Below are 22,236 nucleotides of genomic sequence, written 5' to 3' on the forward strand. Positions count from 1 at the left end.
CGGCGCTCCATTTGCTCTGCTGCCCCGCTGCTTGTCTTTCAGCCTGCTTTGCGGTCCCTATATGCCAATCACCACCTTGCCTTTGCGGGCTGCCATAGGACTTCCGATGCTGCGACTTGCCCTGGCGCTCTTCCTGTTTGCCGTTCCCACCCTGGCCCACGCGACCGATGCGGGCTGGGCGTTGCTGCGCGACGGCGGCCATGTCGTTCTGCTTCGCCATGCCTTCGTCACCGGAGCTGCCGACCCGGCCAATTTCGACATCGGCAATTGCGCCACGCAGCTCAACCTGTCGGAGCGCGGCAAGCAGCAGGCAAGCCGCATCGGCGCGCTGTTCGCGGCGCGCTCGGCGCCGATCGATCACGTGCTCTCCAGCCGCTACTGCCGCTGCCTCGATACTGCCCGCATCGCTTTCGAATCCGAGCCGCAGCCTTTCGCGCCGCTCGATCTGCTCAAAACCGACCCGGCCGAAAAGGCCGCGCAAATGGCCGCGATCATGAAGGAGATCCGTGGCTATTCCGGCTCCGATAATCTGGTGCTGGTCACGCATGTGGAAAACATCGAGGCGCTCACCGGCGTAGCGCCGCGCGAGGGCGAGGCCGTGGTGGTGGCACCGGACGGTGATGGTCTCAAGGTGCTCGGCCGCGTGACTTTTTGAGTCAGGCCGGACTGGCCGCCCCATTCTTCGACAGCCAGGCGTTGATGCCGATCTTCCAGCTTTCGATCATATCGACGAAGGCGTCCTCCGTCAGCTCTGACAGATATGATTGTCCGGTCTCGCCCAGAGCCGTGAACGTATAGGCAATCGACGCCTGCGTGCTCTCGCCGCCGGTGTCTCGGCAGGTCACCTCGACAAATCCGAAACGCGATCCCGGCGTCACCCTTGCATAACGCATGCGATGCTCGCTAGGCTGCCAGTCGGTGCAGGCCCACAGCGTAGTCTCGTCGCCGTGGCTCGTCCGGAAGACCATCCCCTCCTGTGTTTCGCCGCCGCGCGGATGGAGGAATTCGGGATCCCAGCCCTCGACCCACAAGGTCTCTCCGATCGGCGTGAACAGGGGGAAGACGCGATCGATGGGACCGGCAAGGTCGATGCTGTGGCAGCGCTCAAGATGGTTCGTCATTTGCTTTCTCCGTCGTTTCCACCAGCCGGTGGCTGTCGGCCGCGCCGAGTTCCAAGCCGTAGATGCGCTTCAACTGCCCGATCGTTTCGAGCGTCCCGGGCGAAAACGGCGTTTGCCCCTCGAAGGCATGCAGCACGATACCTTCGATCAGATCGCCAAGACTGATGTCTTGATGCTCGGCCAAAGCCTTGAGCACCTTCACCAGCCGCTTTTCCAGCCGCACACCGGTCTGCACACGTTCTATCGTCATGCGTTCGATGTACCATGGTACATTGGTACATTCAAGCCTGGGATGTGATCGGCGCCACTGTTGCCGAAACGGCACAGTCGCAAGAAGCCGCAAATCCGCCGCGACAATGCCGCTTGCGACAACCCGTCGCAGGGTCTATAGGCGCGCTCCCGGTCACGAAAACCGAAGCGAGCACAACGGTTGGAGCTTTCGTCTCCGCCCGCGCAGCCGGCTCTGCCACACTGTGTGCGGCGCCGTTTCGGGTGTTGGGATCGCCGATGTAGCTCAGAGGTTAGAGCGCCGGATTTAGGTCCGGAGGTCGAGGGTTCGAGTCCCTTCATCAGCACCACGGATAGCTCAGTTGGTAGAGCATCAGATTTGTCATCTGACTGTCGAAGGTTCGATTCCTTCTCCAACGGCCTGATAAGCCGACACCTTCAGGTGGTGTTATCCAAAACGGTCCGGGGACCGGAATGCGAGGATTTCACGGACGGCAAGACTTCGGCCTCGCCGGGCGGTGACATTCTGCGCCATCGGCTCGCGGCCAGGTTCGCGGTGACGATCAAGGCGCGGCGCGGCCGGCAAAGGAAGCTTCGGCTTCCGGCGCCCGCTTCGCCGCCCCGCGATCCGCTCCCACGGGCCCGCCACGCGCCGATGCCACCGGTCCCCGGATCATTCGTGCCCAGGACAGTACGACGACGTGAAACGAGAAACGAAAGGATGATCGACGCATGACGTGACGCCTCACATGGGGCCATGCCCGACAGGAGTAAGACAATGAAGACCATTCTCGAAAAGGCTCTTGGACGCCAGCGCGTCCTGGTGAAGGAAAGTGAACGTGCCGTCACCCTCTACAAGGGTGAGATCCAGGCGATCCTGATGCCGGGCGAGCATTGGCTCGCCAACCGGCGCGGCAACCTGGAAATCTCCAGGCACGACCTGAAGAACCCGGAATTCGTTTCGGCTTACGAGAAGGCGTTGTTCGACAAGCTCCCGGATGTGGCCGCGCGTCACCTCACCGTCATCCGCACCGGGCGTACCGACGTCGCCGTCGTCGAGCGCGACGGCGCCTTGCATGCCGTGCTCAACCCGGATCGCAAGCTCGTGCTGTGGACGGATGCCGGCCCGTGGAAGGTCACGTCCGTCGACACGGCGGCCGATCTCGCCGTCGATCCGGCCTTGATGCGCCGGATCGGCCAGGCCCGGAAGACGGAACATGTGTTCCTCTATCCGGTCGTGGACGGCCAGGTCGGGTTGCTGTTCGTGGATGGCGTCTACACCCGCACGCTTGCCGCGGGTGTGCACGCCTTCTGGAATGTCGGGCGCATGGTCCAGGTGAAGGTTGTCGACGTCAAGCGCCAGTCGCTCGATGTTGCCGGGCAGGAAATGCTGACCAAGGATCGCGTGACGATCCGCGTCAACATCGCCGCCGAATACCGGGTCGTCGATCCGGTGACGGCGGTGAGCACGGTGAAGGACTTCTCCGAAGCCCTCTACCGCGCCCTGCAGTATGTCTTTCGCAAGACGCTTGGCGCGCTCACGCTCGACCAGATCCTAGACAAGAAGGTCACGGTCGACGAGGACGCGGCTGCCAAGGTGCGCGACGACATGGCCGTGATCGGCGTCGAGGTCAGCGATATCGCTCTCAAGGATGTGATCCTGCCGGGCGACATGCGCGAGATCCTCAACCAGGTGGTTTCGGCCGAGAAGCAGGCCGAGGCCAACGTCATCCGCCGCCGCGAGGAGACGAACGCCACCCGTTCGCTGCTCAACACGGCCAAGGTGATGGCCGAGAACCCGGTGATGCTGCGACTGAAGGAGCTCGAGGCTCTCGAGGCCATCGCCGGCAAGGTCGAGCGGCTCACCGTCCACAACGGGACGGGCGGGTTGCTCAACGACCTGGTCAAGCTCCGCGACTGACGCATGTCGCCCAAAGTGTTTCCGGCTTTGGGAAGACGGCATGCGACACAAAGCTGACGCAGCGTCAAATGGGAGGGGCCGCCGGGCAGGCCGGCGGCCCTTCTTGCGCTCCCAAAGGCGACATCCCACCTGCCCCGGCGCGTCAGGCCTTTTCCTGCCGGGAAAAACCGATTAGACAGCGCCCAAACAAAGATGCGGACAGATTCCGCCCGCAACCGAAGGAAGAGCCCTTGTCCACCACGTTCGAGAAAGTCGCCAAGATCATTGCCGACACCAGCGAGATCGATATCGACACCATCACGCCCGAGAGCCACACGATCGACGATCTCGGCATCGACAGCCTCGATTTCCTCGACATCGTCTTTGCCATCGACAAGGAATTCGGCATCAAGGTGCCGCTCGAGAAGTGGACGCAGGAGGTCAATGACGGCAAGGCCTCGACCGACGACTACTTCGTCATGAAGAACCTGTGCGCCAAGATCGACGCGCTGGTCGCGGCCAAGGCCGCCTGAGCCGGCTCGGGCGCGGTCTTGACGAGCCCCGCCAGCTGACCCACAACAGCCGCCCATGAGTTCTCACGACGTCGTCATCACCGGCATCGGCCTTGTCTCTTCGCTTGGAGAGGGCCCTGATGCGCATTGGCAGAAGCTCACCCGACCGGGCCTTGAGCCGGTGCTCGAGGCAGAGCGCTTCGCACCCTACACCATCCATCCCCTGCCCGAGATCGACTGGAACCTGCAGATCGCCAAGCGCGGCGACCAGCGTCAGATGGAAACCTGGCAGCGTCTCGGCACCTACACCGCCGGCCTGGCGCTCGACGACGCCGGCATCAAAGGCAATGACGAGCTTTGCGCCACGATGGACATGGTCGTGGCGGCCGGCGGCGGCGAGCGCGACGAAGCCGTCGATGCCGCAATCCTTGCAGCCTCCGAAAGCCGCAACGACCGCGACGTGCTGCTCAACGAGAAGCTGACGACGGAACTGCGGCCGACTTTGTTCCTGGCCCAGCTCTCCAACCTGCTCGCCGGCAACATCTCGATCGTCCACAAGGTCACCGGTTCGTCGCGCACCTTCATGGGCGAGGAAGGCGCCGGCGTCTCGGCCGTCGAGACGGCGGCCGCGCGCATCCGCTCGGGACAGTCGACCCATGTTCTGGTCGGCGGCGCCTTCCAGACCGAGCATTCCGACATGCTGCTCGGCTACGAGCTTGCCGGCTACCTGCATCGCGGACCGTGGAAACCGGTCTGGCAACGCCAGGGCTCAGAAGGCGGCGGCGTGGTGACGGGCTCCGGCGGCGCCTTCCTGGTGCTCGAGCAGCGCGAGCACGCAAAAAACCGCGGCCGCAAGATCTACGCCGAGCTTGGCCCCGTCGTCTCCGGCCGCGCCAGGCGCCGGCAAGGCGAGTTGAATTCTGAGATTGCTGCGCTGCTGAAGCAGGCCGCCCTTCCCGACGGCGATCTGCTGACGATTTCCGCCGCTTCCGGCGCCCACGCCGCGACGGCGGCCGAAAAGGCCGTTCTCGATGCCAACCCGGCTTTGGCCGTGCGCGCCTTCTCGACGCTCACCGGCCATATGAAGGAGGCTCAATTCCCCTTTGCGGTTGCGCTCGCGGCAATGGCCGTCGATCGCGGGGCCGGTTATCCTGCCTTCGATGCCACGGTGGAGCGCCCATTCGAAGGCGCCCCCAATTCCGTCCTTGCAACCGCGATCGGCTATCACCAATTCGAGGGCCTGGGGCTGGTTAAAGCCGCTTAGATCGGTTTTTCGCAATTCCGGGCGGAAAACCGCTACGCACCTTTCCTGGAATTGCTCGATAACGAGGCAGACAAAGCATGGCCAATCTTCGCGACCACATGGGCAGGCCGATCGTCGCCGTTACCGGCATCGGCGTGGTGACCTCGCTCGGCATCGGCAAGGCCGACAATTGGGCGGCGCTGACCTCGGGCAGATCCGGCATCCATCCGATCACCCGCTTTCCGGTTGACCACCTCAACACCCGCATTTCCGGCATGGTCGACTTCCTGCCCTCGAGCTCGAAGGGCGCCAGCCACCTCACCTACGAACTGGCCGAGACGGCGGCCCAGGAGGCCGTCTCGGAAGCTGGTTTGGAGTCCGGCGATTTCGGCGGCCCGCTGTTCCTGGCCTCGCCGCCGGTCGAGCTCGACTGGATCGACCGCTTCTCGCTCTATAATTCCGACAAGCAGGACGCCGGTGCCGAAAGATTGCTGCGCGTGGCGCGCGGGCTGAAGGAGCTGGATGTCTTCGAGACCACGCAGTTCGGCTCGATCGCCGATCGCCTGGCCGACCGCTTCGGCACGCGTGGCCTGCCGATCACCCTGTCGACCGCCTGCGCCTCGGGCGCCACCGCCATCCAGCTTGGGGTCGAGGCGATCCGGCGCGGCGAGTGCGACAAGGCGCTGTCGATCGGCGCCGACGGCTCGGCCACCGCCGAAGCGCTGATCCGCTTCTCGCTGCTCTCGGCCCTTTCCACCCACAATGATATCCCCGAAAAGGCCTCAAAGCCCTTCTCCAAGGATCGCGACGGCTTCGTGCTGGCTGAAGGCTCCGGCGCGCTGGTGCTGGAATCGCTGGAAGGCGCCCTTGCGCGGGGCGCGACAATCCTCGGCATCATGCGCGGCTGCGGCGAGAAGGCCGACGATTTTCACCGCACCCGCTCCAAGCCCGACGGCTCGCCTGCGATCGCGGCGGTGCGCGCCGCTCTTGCCGATGCGGGCCTCGGGGAAGACGAGATCGACTACGTCAATGCGCACGGCACCTCGACGCCCGAGAACGACAAGATGGAGCACCTGTCGCTGTCCACCGTCTTCGGCGAGCGCATCGGCTCGATGCCGATCTCGTCGAACAAGTCGATGATCGGCCACACCCTGTCGGCCGCCGGCGCGGTGGAGGCCGCCTTCTCGCTGATGACCATGCGCGAAAGCGTCATCCCGCCGACGATCAATTACGACAATCCAGATCCGGCCATCGTGCTCGACGTCGTGCCGAACAAGAAGCGCAATGCCGAAGTGGGCACGGTTTTGTCGAATTCCTTCGGCTTCGGCGGCCAGAACACCTGCCTTGTCATGGCGCGGGAACCGGTCTAAGCGGACTTTTCCGCTCTTACAGACCCGACAGGCCACATGCGCGCATTGCAACTTATCGAGGACCGCCGCCTTGAAACGGTGGACCTGCCGCCTCCCCCGCCGCCTTCGCTGGGCGAAGTGACGCTCCGCATCAAGGCGGTGGCGCTCAACCATATCGACGTCTGGGGTTGGCGCGGCATGGCGTTTGCCAAGCGCAAGCTGCCGCTGGTCGTCGGCGCCGAGGCCGCCGGCGAGGTCGAGGCGGTCGGCCCCGGCGTCTCCAACCTGCTGCCGGGACAATTGGTGTCGATCTACGGCGCGCGCACCTGCGGGCTTTGCCGCGCCTGCCGCGAAGGCCGCGACAATCTCTGCGAGCATGTTTCCGGCGTCCATGGCTTCCATCTCGACGGCTTTGCCCAGGAAAAGATCAACCTGCCGGCGCGTCTTCTGGTGCCCGCGCCTCCCGGCGTCACCGAGATCGGCGCGGCGGTCGCGCCTGTCACCTTCGGCACGGTCGAGCACATGCTGTTCGACAACGCCAGGCTGGAACCAGGCGAAACCATCCTCGTCCATGCCGGCGGCTCCGGGATCGGCTCCGCTGCCATCCAGCTCGCAAAGAAGATGGGCTGCACTGTCATCACCACGGTCGGCTCGAACAACAAGATCGACAAGGCCAAGGCGCTTGGTGCCGACCATGTCATCAACTACCGCGAGGACCGTTTCGAAGGCGTTGTGCGCAAGCTGACCAGGAAGAAGGGTGTCGATGTGGTGTTCGAGCATGTCGGCGCCGACACCTTCGCCGGTTCCATGCTGTGCTTGAAGCGTGGCGGTCGCCTCGTCACCTGCGGCTCGACCTCGGGCGTGTCGACGCAGGTCAACCTGATGCAGCTCTTCCAGCAGCAGCTGAAGCTGCTCGGCTCCTTCGGCTGCCGCATGGAGAACATGGCCAACGCCATGCAGAAGATGGCGGCCGGCCTCGTTGCGCCGGTCATCGATACCGAAGTCGGCTTCGACGACATCGACGCCGCGCTGAAGCGCATGGAAGGCCGCGACGTCTTCGGCAAGATCATCCTGCGCGTTTCCTAAGACAGGATGGTCGGCAAGGTGTTCAGGAAAGCCCGCCGGGACTTCATGTTCCGCTACGGCCGACGGCTGCGCCAGCTGGAGCATTGGCTGGTCGCCAAGCTCGCCATCGTGTTGCTCTCGCTGCTGCGCCTGTTGCCGCCGGACAGCGCGCTCAACTTCGCCGACCGTGTCGCCCGCCGCATCGGCCCGATGGTTGGGCGCCACCGCGTTGCGGTCAACAATCTGCGCCTTGCCTATCCGCAAAAGAGCGACGCCGAGATCGAAGCCATCGCGCGCGACATGTGGGGCAACATGGCCCGCCTCGCCGCCGAATACATCTTCCTCGACGCGCTGTTCGACTTCGATCCGAACGCTTCGAAGCCGGGCCGGGTGGAGGTGCGCGGCGTCGAGCATTTCCACGAGATCGCCGGCGAGAAGAAGCCGCATATCCTGTTCACCGGCCATCTCGGCAATTTCGAGTTGCTGCCGGTGGCCGCGGCCACCTTCGGCATGAACATCACGGCGCTGTTTCGCCCGCCGAACAACCCCTATCTCGCCGATTACATCCACTCGACGCGCCGCTCCTCGATGGGCGCCCTGCTGCCCTCCGCCGCCGGCGCGTCCTTCGCCCTTGCCGCCATCCTCGAAAAGGGCGGCAATATAGGCGTGCTGGTCGATCAGAAATTCTCGGGCGGCGTAAACACGACCTTCTTCGGGCGCCCATGCCAGAGCAATCCGATGCTCGGCATGCTGGCCCGCCACTATGACTGCGATGTCTACCCCGCCCGCTGCGTCAGGCTGCCGGGCAACCGCTTCCGCCTGGAAATCGAGGACAGGCTGACCTTGCCGCGCACCGAAGGCGGTAGCGTCGATGTCAGCGCCACCACCCAGCTGCTCACCGATGTGGTCGAGCGCTGGGTGCGCGAGGACCCCGGCCAGTGGATGTGGTTCCACAAACGCTGGGAAATCAGCGGCCGCCGCCGTAAGCGCGGACAGTCGAAGGCGACAGTCGGCCTTTAGGTCAGTTGGTGACGACAATCCGCGTGTTGCCGAAGCCGACTTCCTTGACCATCGAATAAAAGGCCGCGGCGTTAGCCGGATGCAGGCGCACGCAGCCATGCGATGCCGGTCGTCCGAGATTTCTCACCGACCCGGTGCCGTGAATGGCGTAGCCGCCGTGAAAGAACACCGAATAGGGCATCGGCGAGTTGTCATACTTGCGCGAATACCACATCCGGGCGGTCCATTGCGGCCGGTAGCTGCCGCGCGGCGTGAAGTAACCCTTGCGCGCGGTCGACACGCTCCAGCGATAAACCACCTGGCCGTATTTGCTGACGGTCATGGTCTGCGACGAGACGTCGATATTGGCCACCAGCGCAGCCGCCCGGCTTGCGATGGACATGCCGAACAATGCGGTTGCTAGCACGGTTGCCATGAGAACGAACTTTTTCATGCGATCAAACCCCTTTGATTGCCCCCTGCCGTTCGCGCGGTTCTTCCATCTTTTCGCCGGCAGATGCGTTAAGTACCACACACTCCTTGACGAATCCGCCAATGCAATGCGGTGAATTTGAACGATTTTCGCGGTATAGTTGCTGCCGCACCACGCACCCTCTGAAATTTAGGCGAGGCGTTGGTCCATGCTTCGGTCGTTGTGTGGCAATGAGCGACTGGTCGCTTGCAAAAGTGCTGCGTTCCTTCTTCAATTCGCCGGATGAATGAACGACTTCTCAAGGCGGTCGAGGATCGGGCCGACGACCTCGTTGCGCTGACCGCCGACCTGATCCGCTTTCCGACCGTAAACCCGCCGGGCGAAGCCTATCGGCCATGCGCCGAGTTTCTCGGCGCGCGCCTGAAGAAACTCGGCTTCGAGACCGAGTTTATTCGTGCCGAAGGCGCGCCAGGCGACAGCGACCGCTACCCGCGCGTCAACGTCGTTGCCCGTTTCGAGGGCAGCTCGCCCGGTCCCTGCGTGCATTTCAACTCGCACATCGACGTGGTCGAGGCCGGCGACGGCTGGACCGTCGATCCCTTCGCCGGCGTGGTGAAGGACGGCAAGGTCTATGGGCGCGGTGCCTGCGACATGAAGGGCGGCCTGGCTGCCTCCGTCATCGCCGTCGAAGCCTTCGTGGAAGTCTATCCCGATTTCCCCGGCGCCATCGAGATATCAGGCACGGCGGACGAGGAATCGGGCGGTTTCGGCGGCGTCGCCCATCTGGCGAGGCTCGGCTATTTCTCGAAGCCGAAAGTCGACCACGTCATCATCCCCGAGCCGCTGAACAAGGATCGCATCTGCCTTGGCCATCGGGGCGTGTGGTGGGCCGAGATCGAGACCAAGGGCGAGATCGCGCATGGCTCGATGCCATTCCTCGGCGACAATGCGGTGCGCCATATGGGCGCCGTCCTGCAGGCCTTCGAGGACGAGCTGTTCCCGGCCCTCGACCGCAAGATGACGCGCATGCCGGTGGTTCCGGAAGGCGCCAGGCGCTCGACCATGAACATCAATTCCATTCATGGCGGCCAGACCGAGGATTTCCGGCCGGGGCTTCCCTCGCCCAACGTGCCCGATTGGTGTCGCCTCACCATCGACCGGCGTTTTCTGCTCGAAGAGGACATCGCCTCCGTCAAAGGCGAAGTCACGGGCATCCTCGAACGGCTGAAACGCGAGCGCGAGAAATTCGACTACGAGATCCGCGATCTGATGGAGGTGCTGCCGCTGATGACGGAGCGCGACGCGCCGGTGGTGAAGGCCGTCGCCAAAGGCATCATGGAGGTGTTCGACCGCGAACCCGACTATGTGATCTCGCCGGGCACATACGACCAGAAGCATGTCGCGCGCATTGGCCACCTCTACGACTGCATCGCCTACGGCCCGGGCATTCTCGACCTCGCCCACCGGCCGGACGAATGGGTCGGCATCGCCGACATGGTGGAATCGGCCAAGGTGATGGCTATCGGCCTCAATGTGCTCTTGCGCGGTACAACCGGCTGATCCGGAAAAACATTCCGCCTGGCGCCGCCGGGCAGCACGAAACGCAATTTACTCGCGCGCGAAATCACGCTTCTATCCGCCAGCCTGAGCACGTTTGAGCAATGGGAGTTCAGCGATGAAACTGTGGAAGACCATCCTGGCCGCGGCTGTGCTGTCGCTTGCCGCCGCCACGTCGGCCTTTGCCGCACGCACCGACCTCACGCTTGGCATCGTGCTTGAGCCGCCGCATCTCGATCCGACCGCCGGCGCGGCCGCGGCCATCGGCGAAGTCACCTATGCCAATGTCTTTGAAGGGCTGACGCGCATTGACGACAACGGCCAGGTTCAGTCAGGTCTCGCTGACAGCTGGGCCGTCTCTGACGACGGCAAGGTCTACACGTTCAAGCTGCATTCGGGCGTGAAGTTCCACGATGGCTCGGCCTTCAGCGCCGACGACGTGAAGTTCTCGCTGGACCGGGCGCGCGCCAAGGATTCGCTTAACCCGCAAAAGCCGCTCTTTGCGCATATCACCGATGTCACAGCGGTCGATCCGGCGACGGTGAAGGTCACGCTCGACGGTCAGCAGGGCGATTTCCTCTATGACATGGGCCAGGTTGCGGCGGTGATCGTGGCGAAGGCATCGGCTGACGGCAACAAGGACAAGCCGATCGGCACCGGTCCGTTCAAGCTCGATCATTGGGCCAAGGGTTCCGAGATCACGCTGGTCAAGAATCCGGACTACTGGGGTACGCCCGCCGCGCTCGACAAGGCGACGTTCCGTATCGTGCCCGACGCGGCCGCGGCTGTCCCCGCATTGCTCTCGGGCGACATCCAGGCTTTCGCCAACATGCCCGCACAAGACGCGCTCGAGCAACTTCAGTCCGATCCGCGCTTCAGCGTCGTGATCGGCTCGACCGAGGGCGAGACGATCCTGTCGATCAACAACAAGAAGCCGCCCTTCGACAAGCTTGCGGTGCGGCAGGCGCTCGCCTCCGCGATCGATCGCAGCGCCATCATCGCCGCGGCCTCGAACGGTCTTGGAAAGCCGATCGGCTCTCATTTTTCGCCAGGCGATGCGGGCTATGTCGATCTCACCGGCGTCTATCCGCACGACATCGCCAAGGCCAAGGAATATCTGAAGGAAGCGGGGCTGGAGAACGGCTTTTCGGCCACGATCAAGCTGCCGCCCGTACCTTACGCACGCGACGGCGGCCAGGTGATTCAGTCCCAACTGAAGGACATCGGGGTCAATCTGCAGATCATTCCGGTCGAATGGGCGGAGTGGCTGAGCCAGGTCTTCACCAACAAGGACTACGATCTCACGATCGTTTCCCATGTCGAGCCAAACGACATCGATATCTATTCGCGGCCCGGCTACTACTTCCAGTATGACAATCCGAAGTTCAACGATGTCATCAAGGAACTCGGCACCACGGTCGACAAGGATAAGAGGCTGGAGCTGCTGGGCGAGGCGCAGAAGATTCTCGCGCACGACGTGCCCGCCGTCTACCTGTTCGAGCTGCCCAAGATTGGCGTCTGGGATGCCAAGCTGCAGGGCATGTGGACGAACTGGCCGATCGAGGCTGACGATCTGACCAAGGTGAAGTGGACGGATTGAGGCCGGCGCGATCGCCCGATCGCCTCCATGACCGCCTATCTCCTGAAACGCATCATCATCGCCGCCCTCACCCTGGTGCTGGCCTCGATCGTGGTGTTCGCCGTCATGGAGATCCTGCCCGGCGACCCGGCGCGCCTGATGCTGGGCCTCAATGCCAGCGCCGATCAGGTCGAGGTGCTGCGAAACCAGATGGGGCTGAACGCGCCGCTGGTGCTGCGCTATCTCCACTGGGCGGCAGGCTTGCTCAGCCTCGATTTCGGCCGCTCATACACCTATTCGGTGCCCGTCATCGACCTGGTGCGAGAACGCGTCGTCGTCTCCCTGCCGCTGGCGCTGATCGCGCTGGCGCTCTCGACCATCATCGCCATTCCGGTCGGCGTGTTCTCCGCCAGCCGCCAGGGCCGCGCTGGCGACACGCTCGCCATGGGCGCAGCCCAGCTCGGCGTCGCCGTGCCGAATTTCTGGTTCGCGCTGATGCTGATCTATCTGTTTGCCGTATGGCTGCATCTGGTGCCAGCCGGCGGTTTCCCAGGCTGGAGCGCCGGCATCTGGACGGCGCTGAAATCCCTGCTGTTGCCCGCCGTCGCACTCGCGCTGCCGCAGGCGGCGATTCTCGGACGCGTCGCTCGCTCGGCGCTGATCGAAGTGCTCAACGAGGACTATATCCGCACCGCGCGCGCCAAGGGCCTGCCCTACCGCGCCGTGCTCTGGCGCCACGCGCTGCGCAACGCCATGATCCCGGTGCTCACCATCCTCGGCCTGCAATTCGCCTTCCTGCTTGCCGGCACCATCATCATCGAGAATGTCTTCTACTTGCCAGGCCTCGGCCGGCTGATCTTCCAGGCGATCACCCAGCGCGACCTGATCGTGGTCGAGAGCATCGTCATGCTGCTGGTCGCCGCCGTGATCCTCATCAACCTCCTCGTCGATTTCTCCTACGCCATCGTCGACCCACGCCTAAGAGCAATTCCAGGAAAAGTGCGTAGCGGTTTTCCGTCCGGAATTGCGCCAAAGCAAATACTGAGAGCGGTTCAGCGATTCCGCGAAACGCGGAACCGCTCGAGAGGCCGGCAATGACCATGCGCGTCGACCTTCCCGAGGAAACGCTTGCCGGCGTGCTGGCCAAGGCCTTCGGCAACCGCTCCTTCCTGATCGGTTTGATTATCACGCTGCTGGTTGTGGCCGTCGCGCTCCTCTCCTTTGCCTGGACGCCTTACGACGTCACCAGGCTGGTGATCGCCGACAAGACACAGGCGCCCTCTTGGGCGCACTGGTTCGGCACCGACCATTTCGGCCGCGACATCCTGTCGATGATCATGGTTGGCGCCCGCAACTCGATCGCCGTGGCGCTGGTCGCGGTCGGCATCGGCATGGGCATCGGTGTGCCGCTCGGCGCCGTCGCCGCGGCGCGCGGCGGACTGGTCGACGAGGCGCTGATGCGCCTCAACGACCTGGTCTTTGCCTTTCCGGCGCTGCTTTCGGCAATCATGATCACCGCGATCTTCGGCCCGGGCGCCGTCAACGCCATCATCGCCATCGGCATCTTCAATATCCCTGTCTTCGCGCGTGTCGCCCGCGCGGGCGCGCTGGCCATCTGGCCCCGCGAATTCATCCTTGCCGCGCGCGCCGCCGGCAAGGGCATGACACAGATCACCGTCGAGCACATCCTGCCCAACATCGCGACGCTGCTGCTGGTCCAGGGCACGATCCAGTTCGCGCTGGGCATCCTCGCCGAAGCCGGGCTTTCCTATGTCGGCCTCGGCGCCCAGCCGCCGATGCCGAGCTGGGGCCGCATGCTGTTCGACGCGCAGACGCGCATGGTGACGGCGCCCTGGATGGCGATCTTCCCCGGCATGGCGATCGTCGTCACCGTGCTTGGGCTGAACCTGCTCGGCGACGGCATTGCCGACATCCTCGATCCGAAATCGCGGCGGCGTAGATGAACCTGCTCGAGATCGAAAACCTGTCGCTTTCGATCGGCGATACGCCGATCCTGAAAGGCGTCGAGCTGACAATCGCACCGGGCGAGGTCGTCGGTCTGGTCGGTGAATCCGGCTCCGGCAAGTCGATGACGGCGCTGACAATCATGCGGCTGCTGCCGCATCTGGCCCGCGCCGAGGGCCGCGTCGCCTTCGACGGCATCGACATCCTCGGCGCGAGCGAGGACCAGATGTGCGCCTTGCGCGGCGACGATATCGGCATGGTCTTCCAGGAGCCGATGACGGCGCTCAACCCGGTCAAGACGATCGGCGAGCAGGTCGCCGAGGGCATACGCTGGCACACCAAGGCGGGCCGCGCCGAGGCCGAGGAGCGCGCGCGAAAAATCCTCGACCGCGTCGGCCTGCCCGAGGCCAAATTCCCGCTGTCGCGCTACCCGCACGAACTGTCCGGCGGCCAGCGCCAGCGCGTCGTCATCGCGATCGCCTGCGCGCTGAAACCGAAGCTGCTGATCGCCGACGAGCCGACGACGGCGCTCGACGTGGTGCTGCAGGCGCAGATTCTTGATCTTTTGCGCGACCTGGTCAGCGAGAACCGCATGGGGTTGCTGCTCATCTCGCACGACCTCGCCGTGGTGACTGAGATGGCCGATCGCCTGACCATCCTGCGCAACGGCGAAGTGATGGAAGCCGGCGAAACCGCCCGGACCTTGTCGGAGCAACAGCATCCCTATACGCGCGAGCTGGCGCTGGCCTCCATGCACGTGCCGGCGCGCCCGAAACCGCACATTGCCGGATCGGCAAAACCCCTGCTCGAAGTCGAGGGCGTCGGCCGGGACTATCCGGGACGGCGCAAATCGCTGTTCCGGCCGGCGCAACCAATCCACGCCGTCGACGATGTCTCGCTCACCATCGAGCCCGCGCAATCGGTGGCGCTCGTCGGCCGATCGGGCTGCGGCAAGTCCACGCTTGCCCGCATGATCCTCGCCTTGGACAAGCCGACGGCGGGCACGATCCGCTTTCGCGGCGAGGCTATCACCCGCAAGCCGGAACGGGCGCTAAAGCCGGCCCGGCGCGACATGCAGGTGGTGTTCCAGGATCCTTACGGCTCCTTCGACCCGCGCCAGAAGGTCGAGAAGCTGGTGGCCGAGCCGCTGCATCTTCTGGAAAAGCAGCCGGCAAAGGCCGAGCGCCGCGAGATGGTCGCGCATGCGCTGCATGAAGTCGGCCTTAGCCAGCGCGACATGGACAAATACCCGCATGAATTCTCCGGCGGCCAGCGCCAGCGCCTGTCGATCGCCCGCGCCATCATCACCCGTCCGAAGCTGGTAGTGGCCGACGAGCCGGTATCGGCGCTGGACGTCTCGATCCGCGCCCAGATCCTTGACCTTTTCGCCGAGCTCAACCAGAAGCTCGGCATCGCCTATCTCTTCATCACCCATGACCTGACGGTCGCCCGCGCCATGGCGGACGAGGTGCTGGTCATGCATGAAGGCAAGATCGTCGAACGCGGCCGGGCGGCCGAGGTGCTCGACCATCCGCGCTCAGAGGCGGCGCAGGCGCTGGTCGCGGCGGCACCCGACCTTCACCGCGCTATCGCGCGCAAAATGCAGGAACAGGGGTAGTTCAGCTCTCCGGCTTCACCAAATCGACGGGGCTGATGTCGAGCAGGTCGAGCGTGCGGCGCAGAAGCTTCACCTCGCTCTCCGCCAGCCTGGCATCGGCCTTGGCGATCTCGGCCATGTGGCGGGCAAGCAGCTTCCGGCGCTCGACATCGAGGTCGCGGAACAGCGCGATCGCCTGCGAGCCGTTGGTCTCGTAGCCATAATCGTTGAGATATTCGATGACGCTGTCGATGCTGGCCTCCGGAATGCCGAAGGCTTCCTTGCAGATATGCCGGAAGACGACCATCTCGCTCTCCGAGACCGAGCCGTCAGCCAGGATCATGCGGAACAGCATCAGCAATTCCGCCGACAGCACAGGGTCGTCCGCCACCTTGCGCACACCCGGGTCACCGTCGAAGATCGAACGTATCTGGTCGAGCAGCGCCATCGCCATCAAGCTCCCCTTTGCGATTCCGTCGAGATTGTTAGCGTGGAATTGGTCTTGCGCAAACTGGTGGAGCGTGATGGAAGCTGCGGCTTCCTTCCAAGCACCCCTTCGCGATGATCGACCTTACCCTGCAGACCGTCCTCATCCTCATTGCCGCCGCCTTTGCCGCGGGCTTCGTCGACTCGATTGCCGGCGGCGGCGGGCTGATCACGATCCCGGCGCTGCTGCTTGCCGGTTATTCGCCGGTCGCAGCACTCGGCACGAACAAATTGCAAGGCATGTTCGGTTCCGGCTCGGCGACCATTCATTATGCCGCCAACGGCCAGGTCGACCTGCGCCGCCAGCTGCCGTCGGCGCTGCTGGCGCTTGTCGGCGGCGCGGTCGGGGCGCTTTTGGCGACCGTCATGCCGGGCGATTTCCTGCGCGCCCTGCTGCCGCTGCTGCTGATCGCCATCGCGCTCTATTTCGCGCTGAAGCCGAACATGGACGACGTCGACCGCGCCGAGCGGCTGTCGCCTTTCCTGTTCGGACTGAGCTTCCCGCCGCTGATCGGCTTCTATGACGGGCTCTTCGGTCCGGGCGCCGGTTCCTTCTACATGCTCGCCTTCGTCACCCTTGCCGGCTACGGCGTGCTCAAGGCGACGGCGCACACCAAGCTGCTCAATTTCGCCTCCAACATCGGCGGCTTCGTCGTCTTCGCCGCCGTCGGCGTCATCGACTGGAAGACCGGCCTGATGATGGGCGTGGCGCAGTTCATCGGCGCCCGCGTCGGCGCAAGCCTGGCCATCCGGATCGGCGCGAAACTGATCAAGCCGCTGCTGGTGGTCGTGTGCATGGCGCTCGCGATCAAGCTAATGGCAGACCCCGCCAATCCCTTACGCCAACTGGTTGGTGTGTGAGGCCTCCTCCTGTTAGAGTTCTGGTGTTGCGAATCATGTTGGAGGGACCAGACATGAATCTCAGTGCGCCCACCCAGATCGTGTTCATTATTTCGTTGGTTATCGCCGTCATCGGCCTTCTCGCCGCGCTTGGCGTTCTTGCATTCATTCCTCTTGCGTCCGTTTGGATCATGCTTATCGCCTACATCGTGCTCGCCGCCGGCTGTTTGATGCGCGGCACCTGAGCACAGTATTCTCAGGCAACTCGGAGCGCCCGGCCCTGCCGGGCGCTTTTGATTTTCGAAGGGGTGTTCTGCTAGGCTCGGATCATGTCCGACGAGCCAGAGCGCCATCGCCAGGATAATCGCTCTCCCGCCCTCCATTTCGAGATGGTGCGGCGCAAGCCTGCTGCCTTGCTTACGGGCATCGTCACGGATATCTGCGGCTACCGCGAGACCCGCCCCGGCCATTTCCGCATCGTCGAATATGCTTCGCTGACCGTGCCGCTGGTGATCAGCTTCGCCGAAGCCTTCGCCATTGGGCTCGGCCACAGCCCGGGCGACAACGATCGCTACGCCAGCTTCGCCGCCGGCCTCTATGCCGGGCCGGTCATGATCGAATCCTTTGGCGGCGCCTACTGCGTCCAGGTCAATTTCACGCCGCTCGGCGCCAGGCAATTCTTCGGCCTGCCGATGAGCGAGTTGCGCGATCGCATGGTCGGGTTGGATGATGCGCTGGGCTTTGACGGCATGGCATTGCGCGAACGGCTTGGCGAGGCATCGGATTGGAACGCGCGCTTCGACATTGTCGAGGGATTCATTACCAGCCGCCTTGTCGAGGCGAATGCGCTTTCACCGGAAATCGCCTGGGCCTATAGGGCGGTCATTGCGTCAGGCGGCCGCACCCGCATTTCGAGGCTCGCCGGCGAGATCGGCTGGAGCCGCAAGCATCTGGCGGCGAGATTCACCGACGCGATCGGCATCGGCCCGAAGACATTGTCGCGCATCGTGCGCTTCAATCGCGCGCTGTCCCTGTCGAAGCGGCAGGACGATGACTGGGCCGGCATCGCCGCCGATTGCGGCTACGCCGACCAGGCGCATCTGGTGCGCGAGTTCCGTCAGTTGGCCGGCGAAACGCCGACCGGTCTCGCGGCGTCGATGTAGGCCTGACCCAGGTAACATTTCTTCAAGACGCCGAGACCGCCTTTGCACAGACTGGCATTCATCAACCGACCAGGGAGATTGTCATGCCGACAGCAAACGAAGCACCCCGTCTATACCCGGCTCTGCGCTACAGGAACGCCGCCAAAATGATCGACTGGCTATACGAGGCCTTCGGCTTCGAGGCGCGCGCCCGCTATGGCGAGGGCGACATCGTCCACCATGCCGAGCTCACTTTCGGGTCCTCGATGATCATGCTGGGTACGGCACGCGACGACGATTACGGCAAGATGGTCGGCGCGCCCGGCGGTGGCGGCGGCAAGTCGATCTACATCGCCGTCGATGACGCCGACGCCGCCTATGCGCGTGCCAAGAAGGCCGGCGCGAAAATCATCCAGGAACTGGTCGACCGCGACTATGGCAGCCGCGAGTTCATCTGCCTCGACCCGGAAGGCAATGTCTGGTCCTTCGGCACCTATTGGCCGAAGGTGGGAGAGAAGGCTTGAGGCCATCAGTGACGCTGGCGATTGGCCGCGATCTGCCAGCTTCGTCATCCACGGGCGGAGCGGGAGCGAAGCGGACGCGCAGACCCGAGGATCCATTCCGTTACCTCACGCGAGGGGTGCAGCGGAGCAGAATTCTGCACTGTTGCAAAGCCTTGACGTCACGGAATGGATCCTCGGGTCTGCGCTGCGTCCCGCTTTGCTCCTTGCTCCGCCCGTGGATGACGACCCGAGGGGCGTTTTCGCCAATCACAAACCCTGTGGGTTCGATAGAGCTATCTATCGCGCGATGGCAAAAATCGCGTCGCAGTCGAGATGCCTCTCCAGCTCGGCCGCGACCTCGTCCAGCGCCTTCTCGACATCCGCGCGATAGTCGATACCGCCTCCCCTGACGCCAAGGCTCTCCAGGTATGCGGCGCGAAAAGCGTCGGCGGAAAACAGTCCGTGCAGATAGGTGCCGATCACCTTGCCGTCCGCGGAGACCGCGCCGTCCTCGACGCCGTTGAGGATCGTCGAGGGCCGCGCCGTGTCCGGGCCGGTGGTGCGGCCGAGATGGATCTCATAGCCTTCGAGCGGCAGGCCGAACTGCACCGAATGCGCGCTTGAATTGCGTACAGTCTTCTCAGGTTCCATCACCGTTTCGATGTCGAGCAGGCCAAGGCCTTCGGCTTCTGTCACGCTCCCTTCGAGGCCATCGGGATCGCGCACCATGCGGCCGAGCATCTGGTAGCCGCCGCAGATGCCGACGACATGGCCGCCGCGCTTGCGATGGGCGAGGAGATCGCGATTCCAGCCGTTCTCGCGGAATTTCAGGAGATCGCCGATCGTCGATTTGGAGCCGGGGATGACCACCAACCCGGCATCTTCCGGCAGCTTCTTGCCCGGCGGCACGAACACCACCTCGACCTGCGGCTCGGCTTTCAGCGGATCGAGATCGTCGAAATTGGCGATGCGCGCCAGCATCGGCACCGCCACCTTCAGCGCCCGCTTCTCGCCGGAAGCGAGGCGTTCGAGCACCACCGAATCCTCGGACGGCAGCCGCCCGGCCGCCTTCAGCCACGGCACGACGCCGAAGCAGCGCCAGCCGGTGAATTTTTCGATCGCGCTGATCCCGTCGTCGAACAACGAGACATCGCCGCGGAACTTATTGATGAGATAGCCGGCGATCATGCGCCGGTCTTCCTCCGGCAGGATCAGATGCGTGCCGGCCACGGACGCAATCACGCCGCCGCGGTCGATGTCGCCGACCAGGATCACCGGCACATTGGCGCGCGTGGCAAAGCCCATATTGGCGATGTCGCGGCTCCTGAGATTGATTTCGGCGGGCGAGCCCGCACCCTCGACGATGACCAGGTCCGCGCCCGCGCCGACCTTCGCCCAGGAATCCAGCACCGCGTCCATCAGCGCGGCTTTCATCGCCTGGTAGTCGCGCGCCCGCGCCTCGCCATAGACTTTTCCCTGCACCACCACTTGCGAGCCGATATCGCTCTGCGGCTTGAGCAGCACCGGGTTCATGTGGACGGTCGGCCTCATCCCACAGGCCAGCGCCTGCAGCCATTGCCCGCGGCCGATCTCGCCTTCGCCGGTTGTGGCGTCGCCCGGGATTTCGGCGACGGCGGCATTGTTCGACATGTTCTGCGGCTTGAACGGCCTAACCTTCAGCCCGCGATTCTTCGCAGCACGGCAAAGCCCCGCCACCAGCACGGTCTTGCCGACATCCGAGCCGGTGCCCTGCAGCATGATCGCTTTCGCCATCAGCCCCTGCCCCCTGAGCCAATGGTCGATTTCTGTGCCAGCGGCCCGCCGCGCCAGAGATAGAGCGCCATCAGCGGTTCCTTGCCCGTGCGCATGGCATGGCTGACATTGGAAGCGTGGTGAATGACCTCGCCGGCGCCACGAATATGAAAGTTCTCCTCGCCCATCCGCCACTCCGTGCCGCCGGTCAGCGGGATGTAGATCTCCTCGGCGAGGTGATGATGGTCGGGATAGACGATGTCAGGCCCGAGGATCAGCAGGCCAGCCGCGACCTCGTCATTGACGAAATGCCCGCGGGTGCCGAACACTTCCAGCCAGCCGTAATTGTCGACAAAACTCTGCCCGAAATCGGCGGCGGTATAGGTCTGCCCCCAGCGCAACTCGTCCCGATGGTCGGCAACAAATCGCGTCAATGGCCCGGCGTCGGCCGGAGCCAACTCGGCGATGCGATCGAGATGGCTAAGGCAGCCAAGCGCATGCGGCTCGAGAGAACGCGCAGGCATGTCCCAGCCGATGCGCGCGACTTCATCCGTCACCAGATCGTTGTCGACGCCCGCGAGACAGGCTTGGAATCGCTCCAGCAACTCATCGAAAAGTGTCGGCACGCAAGAGCTCCGTTTGTCATTCCATGCACAGCCGGTTCTCAACGGCCCGGGTTGCGCGGCGGCATCATTGGTCTAGATTGAACGGCGCGCAAAGCCAAAAACGACAGGCCAGAAGGCCTGAACGACAGGGAGCACGCCATGGACGCGGCAGTCGATGCGGGCACTGGCCAATTCGAGCTCAACGAGGAACAGCGCGCCATCCAGGAGATGGCCCGAGCCTTCGCGGCGGACCGCGTCGCGCCCAATGCACTCGACTGGGACAAGGCAAAGCACTTCCCCGCCGATGTGATCCGCGAGACCGGGCCGCTCGGCCTCGGCGGCATCTATGTGCGCGACGATGTCGGCGGCTCGGCGCTGGGGCGGCTGGATGCCGTGCTGATCTTCGAGGCGCTTGCCCACGCCGATCCGGCATTCTCCTCTTTCATTTCCATCCACAACATGGCGGCCTCGATGATCGACCGCTTCGGTAGCGACGAGCAGCGCCAGCGCTTCCTGCCGAAACTGACCTCTATGGAGTGGCTGGCGAGCTATTGCCTGACCGAGCCCGGCTCGGGCTCGGATGCGGCTGCGCTGAAGACGCGTGCGGTGAAAAGCGGCGGCGATTATGTCTTGAACGGCGCCAAACAGTTCATCTCCGGCGCCGGCGACAGCGACCTCTATGTCGTGATGGCGCGCACCGGCGGCGACGGCCCGAAAGGCATTTCGACCTTTGTCGTGCCCAAGGATGCGGCCGGCCTTTCGTTCGGCGCCAACGAGCACAAGATGGGCTGGCACATGCAGTCGACCCGCCAGGTCATCTTCGAGGACTGCAAGGTGCCGGCCGAGAACCTGCTCGCCGCAGAAGGCGCAGGCTTCGGCATCGCCATGGCCGGGCTCGACGGCGGGCGGCTCAACATCGCCGCCTGTTCGCTCGGCGGAGCGCAGTCGGCGCTCGACAAGGCGCTTGCCTACACGGCCGAGCGCAAGGCCTTCGGCTCCAAGATCAACCAGTTCCAGGCGCTGCAGTTCAGGTTGGCCGACATGGAAACGGAACTGCAGGCGGCCCGCATCTTTCTCTACGCCGCCGCTTCCAAGCTCGACCGCAAGGCGCCGGATGCCGGCAAATGGTCCGCGATGGCCAAGCGCTTCATCACCGATATCGGCTTCGACATCGCCAACCAGGCGCTGCAATTGCACGGCGGTTACGGCTATCTGCACGATTACGGCATCGAGAAGCTGGTGCGGGATCTGCGCGTCCACCAGATCCTCGAAGGCACCAACGAGATCATGCGCGTCATCATCGCGCGGACATTGATTGGTAGGCAGTAGGCAGTAGGCAGTAGGCAGTAGGCAGTAGGGA

General features: G+C 64.1%; 23 protein-coding genes and 2 tRNA genes. 19 read left to right on the plus strand and 6 right to left on the minus strand.

What is annotated here, in order from left to right; all coding sequences use genetic code 11:
• The first annotated feature begins 106 nt into the window (after positions 1-106).
• Positions 107-655, plus strand: a complete 549-nt coding sequence (locus LB552_RS03005; RefSeq protein ID WP_224601794.1) for a histidine phosphatase family protein — start codon at positions 107-109, stop codon at positions 653-655.
• A 1-nt stretch (position 656) separates the two neighbouring features.
• On the opposite strand, the gene LB552_RS03010 is transcribed toward LB552_RS03005, so the two are convergent.
• A complete protein-coding gene (locus LB552_RS03010) occupies positions 657-1,121 on the minus strand; it encodes a hypothetical protein (protein ID WP_224601796.1) in 465 nt (154 codons plus the stop codon).
• Positions 1,105-1,371 (minus strand): hypothetical protein, encoded by a 267-nt coding sequence (locus LB552_RS03015; RefSeq protein ID WP_224601798.1) that lies wholly within the window; start codon positions 1,369-1,371, stop codon positions 1,105-1,107. Before LB552_RS03015 ends, LB552_RS03010 begins: the two co-directional genes overlap by 17 nt.
• Positions 1,372-1,624: 253 nt before the next feature.
• On the opposite strand from LB552_RS03015, the gene LB552_RS03020 reads away from it, so the two are divergent.
• The 8 genes from LB552_RS03020 to LB552_RS03055 all read left to right on the plus strand — a co-directional run bounded on the left by LB552_RS03020 (position 1,625) and on the right by LB552_RS03055 (position 8,438).
• A tRNA-OTHER gene (locus LB552_RS03020) sits at positions 1,625-1,699 on the plus strand.
• Position 1,700: 1 nt separating this feature from the next.
• A tRNA-Thr gene (locus LB552_RS03025) sits at positions 1,701-1,766 on the plus strand.
• Between the two features lie 361 nt (positions 1,767-2,127).
• A complete protein-coding gene (locus LB552_RS03030; protein ID WP_224601800.1) occupies positions 2,128-3,270 on the plus strand; it encodes a slipin family protein in 1,143 nt (380 codons plus the stop codon).
• Positions 3,271-3,500: 230 nt separating this feature from the next.
• Complete coding sequence (locus LB552_RS03035; protein WP_027167184.1) at positions 3,501-3,782, plus strand: acyl carrier protein; 282 nt, start codon at positions 3,501-3,503, stop codon at positions 3,780-3,782.
• Between the two features lie 55 nt (positions 3,783-3,837).
• Positions 3,838-5,025 carry a beta-ketoacyl-ACP synthase gene (locus LB552_RS03040; protein ID WP_224601802.1) on the plus strand — a complete coding sequence of 396 codons (1,188 nt, stop codon included), beginning with the start codon at positions 3,838-3,840 and terminating at the stop codon, positions 5,023-5,025.
• Between the two features lie 77 nt (positions 5,026-5,102).
• Positions 5,103-6,374, plus strand: a complete 1,272-nt coding sequence (locus tag LB552_RS03045) for a beta-ketoacyl-ACP synthase (RefSeq protein WP_224601804.1) — start codon at positions 5,103-5,105, stop codon at positions 6,372-6,374.
• Between the two features lie 36 nt (positions 6,375-6,410).
• Positions 6,411-7,439 (plus strand): zinc-binding dehydrogenase, encoded by a 1,029-nt coding sequence (locus LB552_RS03050; RefSeq protein WP_224522664.1) that lies wholly within the window; start codon positions 6,411-6,413, stop codon positions 7,437-7,439.
• A 6-nt stretch (positions 7,440-7,445) separates the two neighbouring features.
• Positions 7,446-8,438 (plus strand): lipid A biosynthesis lauroyl acyltransferase, encoded by a 993-nt coding sequence (locus tag LB552_RS03055; RefSeq protein ID WP_224601807.1) that lies wholly within the window; start codon positions 7,446-7,448, stop codon positions 8,436-8,438.
• A 1-nt stretch (position 8,439) separates the two neighbouring features.
• Here LB552_RS03055 and LB552_RS03060 read toward each other — a convergent pair whose 3' ends face one another.
• The gene (locus LB552_RS03060) at positions 8,440-8,871 is read right to left on the minus strand and encodes a L,D-transpeptidase (protein ID WP_140846163.1); all 432 of its coding nucleotides are present in this window, start codon (positions 8,869-8,871) and stop codon (positions 8,440-8,442) included.
• Between the two features lie 261 nt (positions 8,872-9,132).
• Here LB552_RS03060 and LB552_RS03065 point away from each other — a divergent pair, with 261 nt between their 5' ends.
• The 5 genes from LB552_RS03065 to LB552_RS03085 all read left to right on the plus strand — a co-directional run bounded on the left by LB552_RS03065 (position 9,133) and on the right by LB552_RS03085 (position 15,569).
• Positions 9,133-10,410 carry an acetylornithine deacetylase/succinyl-diaminopimelate desuccinylase family protein gene (locus LB552_RS03065; RefSeq protein ID WP_224601809.1) on the plus strand — a complete coding sequence of 426 codons (1,278 nt, stop codon included), beginning with the start codon at positions 9,133-9,135 and terminating at the stop codon, positions 10,408-10,410.
• Between the two features lie 115 nt (positions 10,411-10,525).
• Positions 10,526-12,007, plus strand: coding sequence for an ABC transporter substrate-binding protein (locus tag LB552_RS03070; RefSeq protein ID WP_224601810.1), 1,482 nt, complete (start codon positions 10,526-10,528; stop codon positions 12,005-12,007).
• Between the two features lie 27 nt (positions 12,008-12,034).
• Entirely contained in the window at positions 12,035-13,084 is a 1,050-nt protein-coding gene (locus LB552_RS03075; protein WP_224601812.1) for an ABC transporter permease, read from the plus strand.
• The gene (locus LB552_RS03080; protein ID WP_224601814.1) at positions 13,081-13,950 is read left to right on the plus strand and encodes an ABC transporter permease; all 870 of its coding nucleotides are present in this window, start codon (positions 13,081-13,083) and stop codon (positions 13,948-13,950) included. Before LB552_RS03075 ends, LB552_RS03080 begins: the two co-directional genes overlap by 4 nt.
• Positions 13,947-15,569, plus strand: a complete 1,623-nt coding sequence (locus LB552_RS03085; protein ID WP_224601816.1) for an ABC transporter ATP-binding protein — start codon at positions 13,947-13,949, stop codon at positions 15,567-15,569. The genes LB552_RS03080 and LB552_RS03085 overlap by 4 nt, the downstream gene beginning before the upstream one ends.
• A 1-nt stretch (position 15,570) precedes the next feature.
• Here the strand turns inward: LB552_RS03085 and LB552_RS03090 are convergent, their stop codons facing one another.
• Positions 15,571-16,002: a TerB family tellurite resistance protein gene (locus LB552_RS03090; protein WP_224601818.1), complete on the minus strand. Its 432-nt coding sequence runs from the start codon at positions 16,000-16,002 to the stop codon at positions 15,571-15,573.
• Between the two features lie 107 nt (positions 16,003-16,109).
• On the opposite strand from LB552_RS03090, the gene LB552_RS03095 reads away from it, so the two are divergent.
• The 4 genes from LB552_RS03095 to LB552_RS03110 all read left to right on the plus strand — a co-directional run bounded on the left by LB552_RS03095 (position 16,110) and on the right by LB552_RS03110 (position 18,540).
• A complete protein-coding gene (locus LB552_RS03095) occupies positions 16,110-16,895 on the plus strand; it encodes a TSUP family transporter (RefSeq protein ID WP_224601820.1) in 786 nt (261 codons plus the stop codon).
• Between the two features lie 53 nt (positions 16,896-16,948).
• Positions 16,949-17,119: a hypothetical protein gene (locus LB552_RS03100; protein WP_095764956.1), complete on the plus strand. Its 171-nt coding sequence runs from the start codon at positions 16,949-16,951 to the stop codon at positions 17,117-17,119.
• An 84-nt stretch (positions 17,120-17,203) separates the two neighbouring features.
• Positions 17,204-18,037 carry a helix-turn-helix domain-containing protein gene (locus tag LB552_RS03105; RefSeq protein WP_224601821.1) on the plus strand — a complete coding sequence of 278 codons (834 nt, stop codon included), beginning with the start codon at positions 17,204-17,206 and terminating at the stop codon, positions 18,035-18,037.
• 83 nt (positions 18,038-18,120) lie between these two features.
• Entirely contained in the window at positions 18,121-18,540 is a 420-nt protein-coding gene (locus LB552_RS03110) for a VOC family protein (protein WP_224601822.1), read from the plus strand.
• A 276-nt stretch (positions 18,541-18,816) separates the two neighbouring features.
• On the opposite strand, the gene LB552_RS03115 is transcribed toward LB552_RS03110, so the two are convergent.
• Both LB552_RS03115 and LB552_RS03120 read right to left on the minus strand, forming a co-directional pair.
• Complete coding sequence (locus LB552_RS03115; RefSeq protein WP_224601823.1) at positions 18,817-20,292, minus strand: cobyric acid synthase; 1,476 nt, start codon at positions 20,290-20,292, stop codon at positions 18,817-18,819.
• Positions 20,292-20,897: a dimethylsulfonioproprionate lyase family protein gene (locus LB552_RS03120; protein WP_224601824.1), complete on the minus strand. Its 606-nt coding sequence runs from the start codon at positions 20,895-20,897 to the stop codon at positions 20,292-20,294. The genes LB552_RS03115 and LB552_RS03120 overlap by 1 nt, the downstream gene beginning before the upstream one ends.
• 138 nt (positions 20,898-21,035) lie before the next feature.
• Between LB552_RS03120 and LB552_RS03125 the strand changes: the two genes are divergently transcribed.
• Positions 21,036-22,205 (plus strand): isobutyryl-CoA dehydrogenase, encoded by a 1,170-nt coding sequence (locus LB552_RS03125; protein WP_224601825.1) that lies wholly within the window; start codon positions 21,036-21,038, stop codon positions 22,203-22,205.
• The last annotated feature ends 31 nt before the right edge of the window (positions 22,206-22,236 follow it).

This window comes from Mesorhizobium sp. CA7 (assembly GCF_020165015.1).
Taxonomy (GTDB): domain Bacteria; phylum Pseudomonadota; class Alphaproteobacteria; order Rhizobiales; family Rhizobiaceae; genus Mesorhizobium.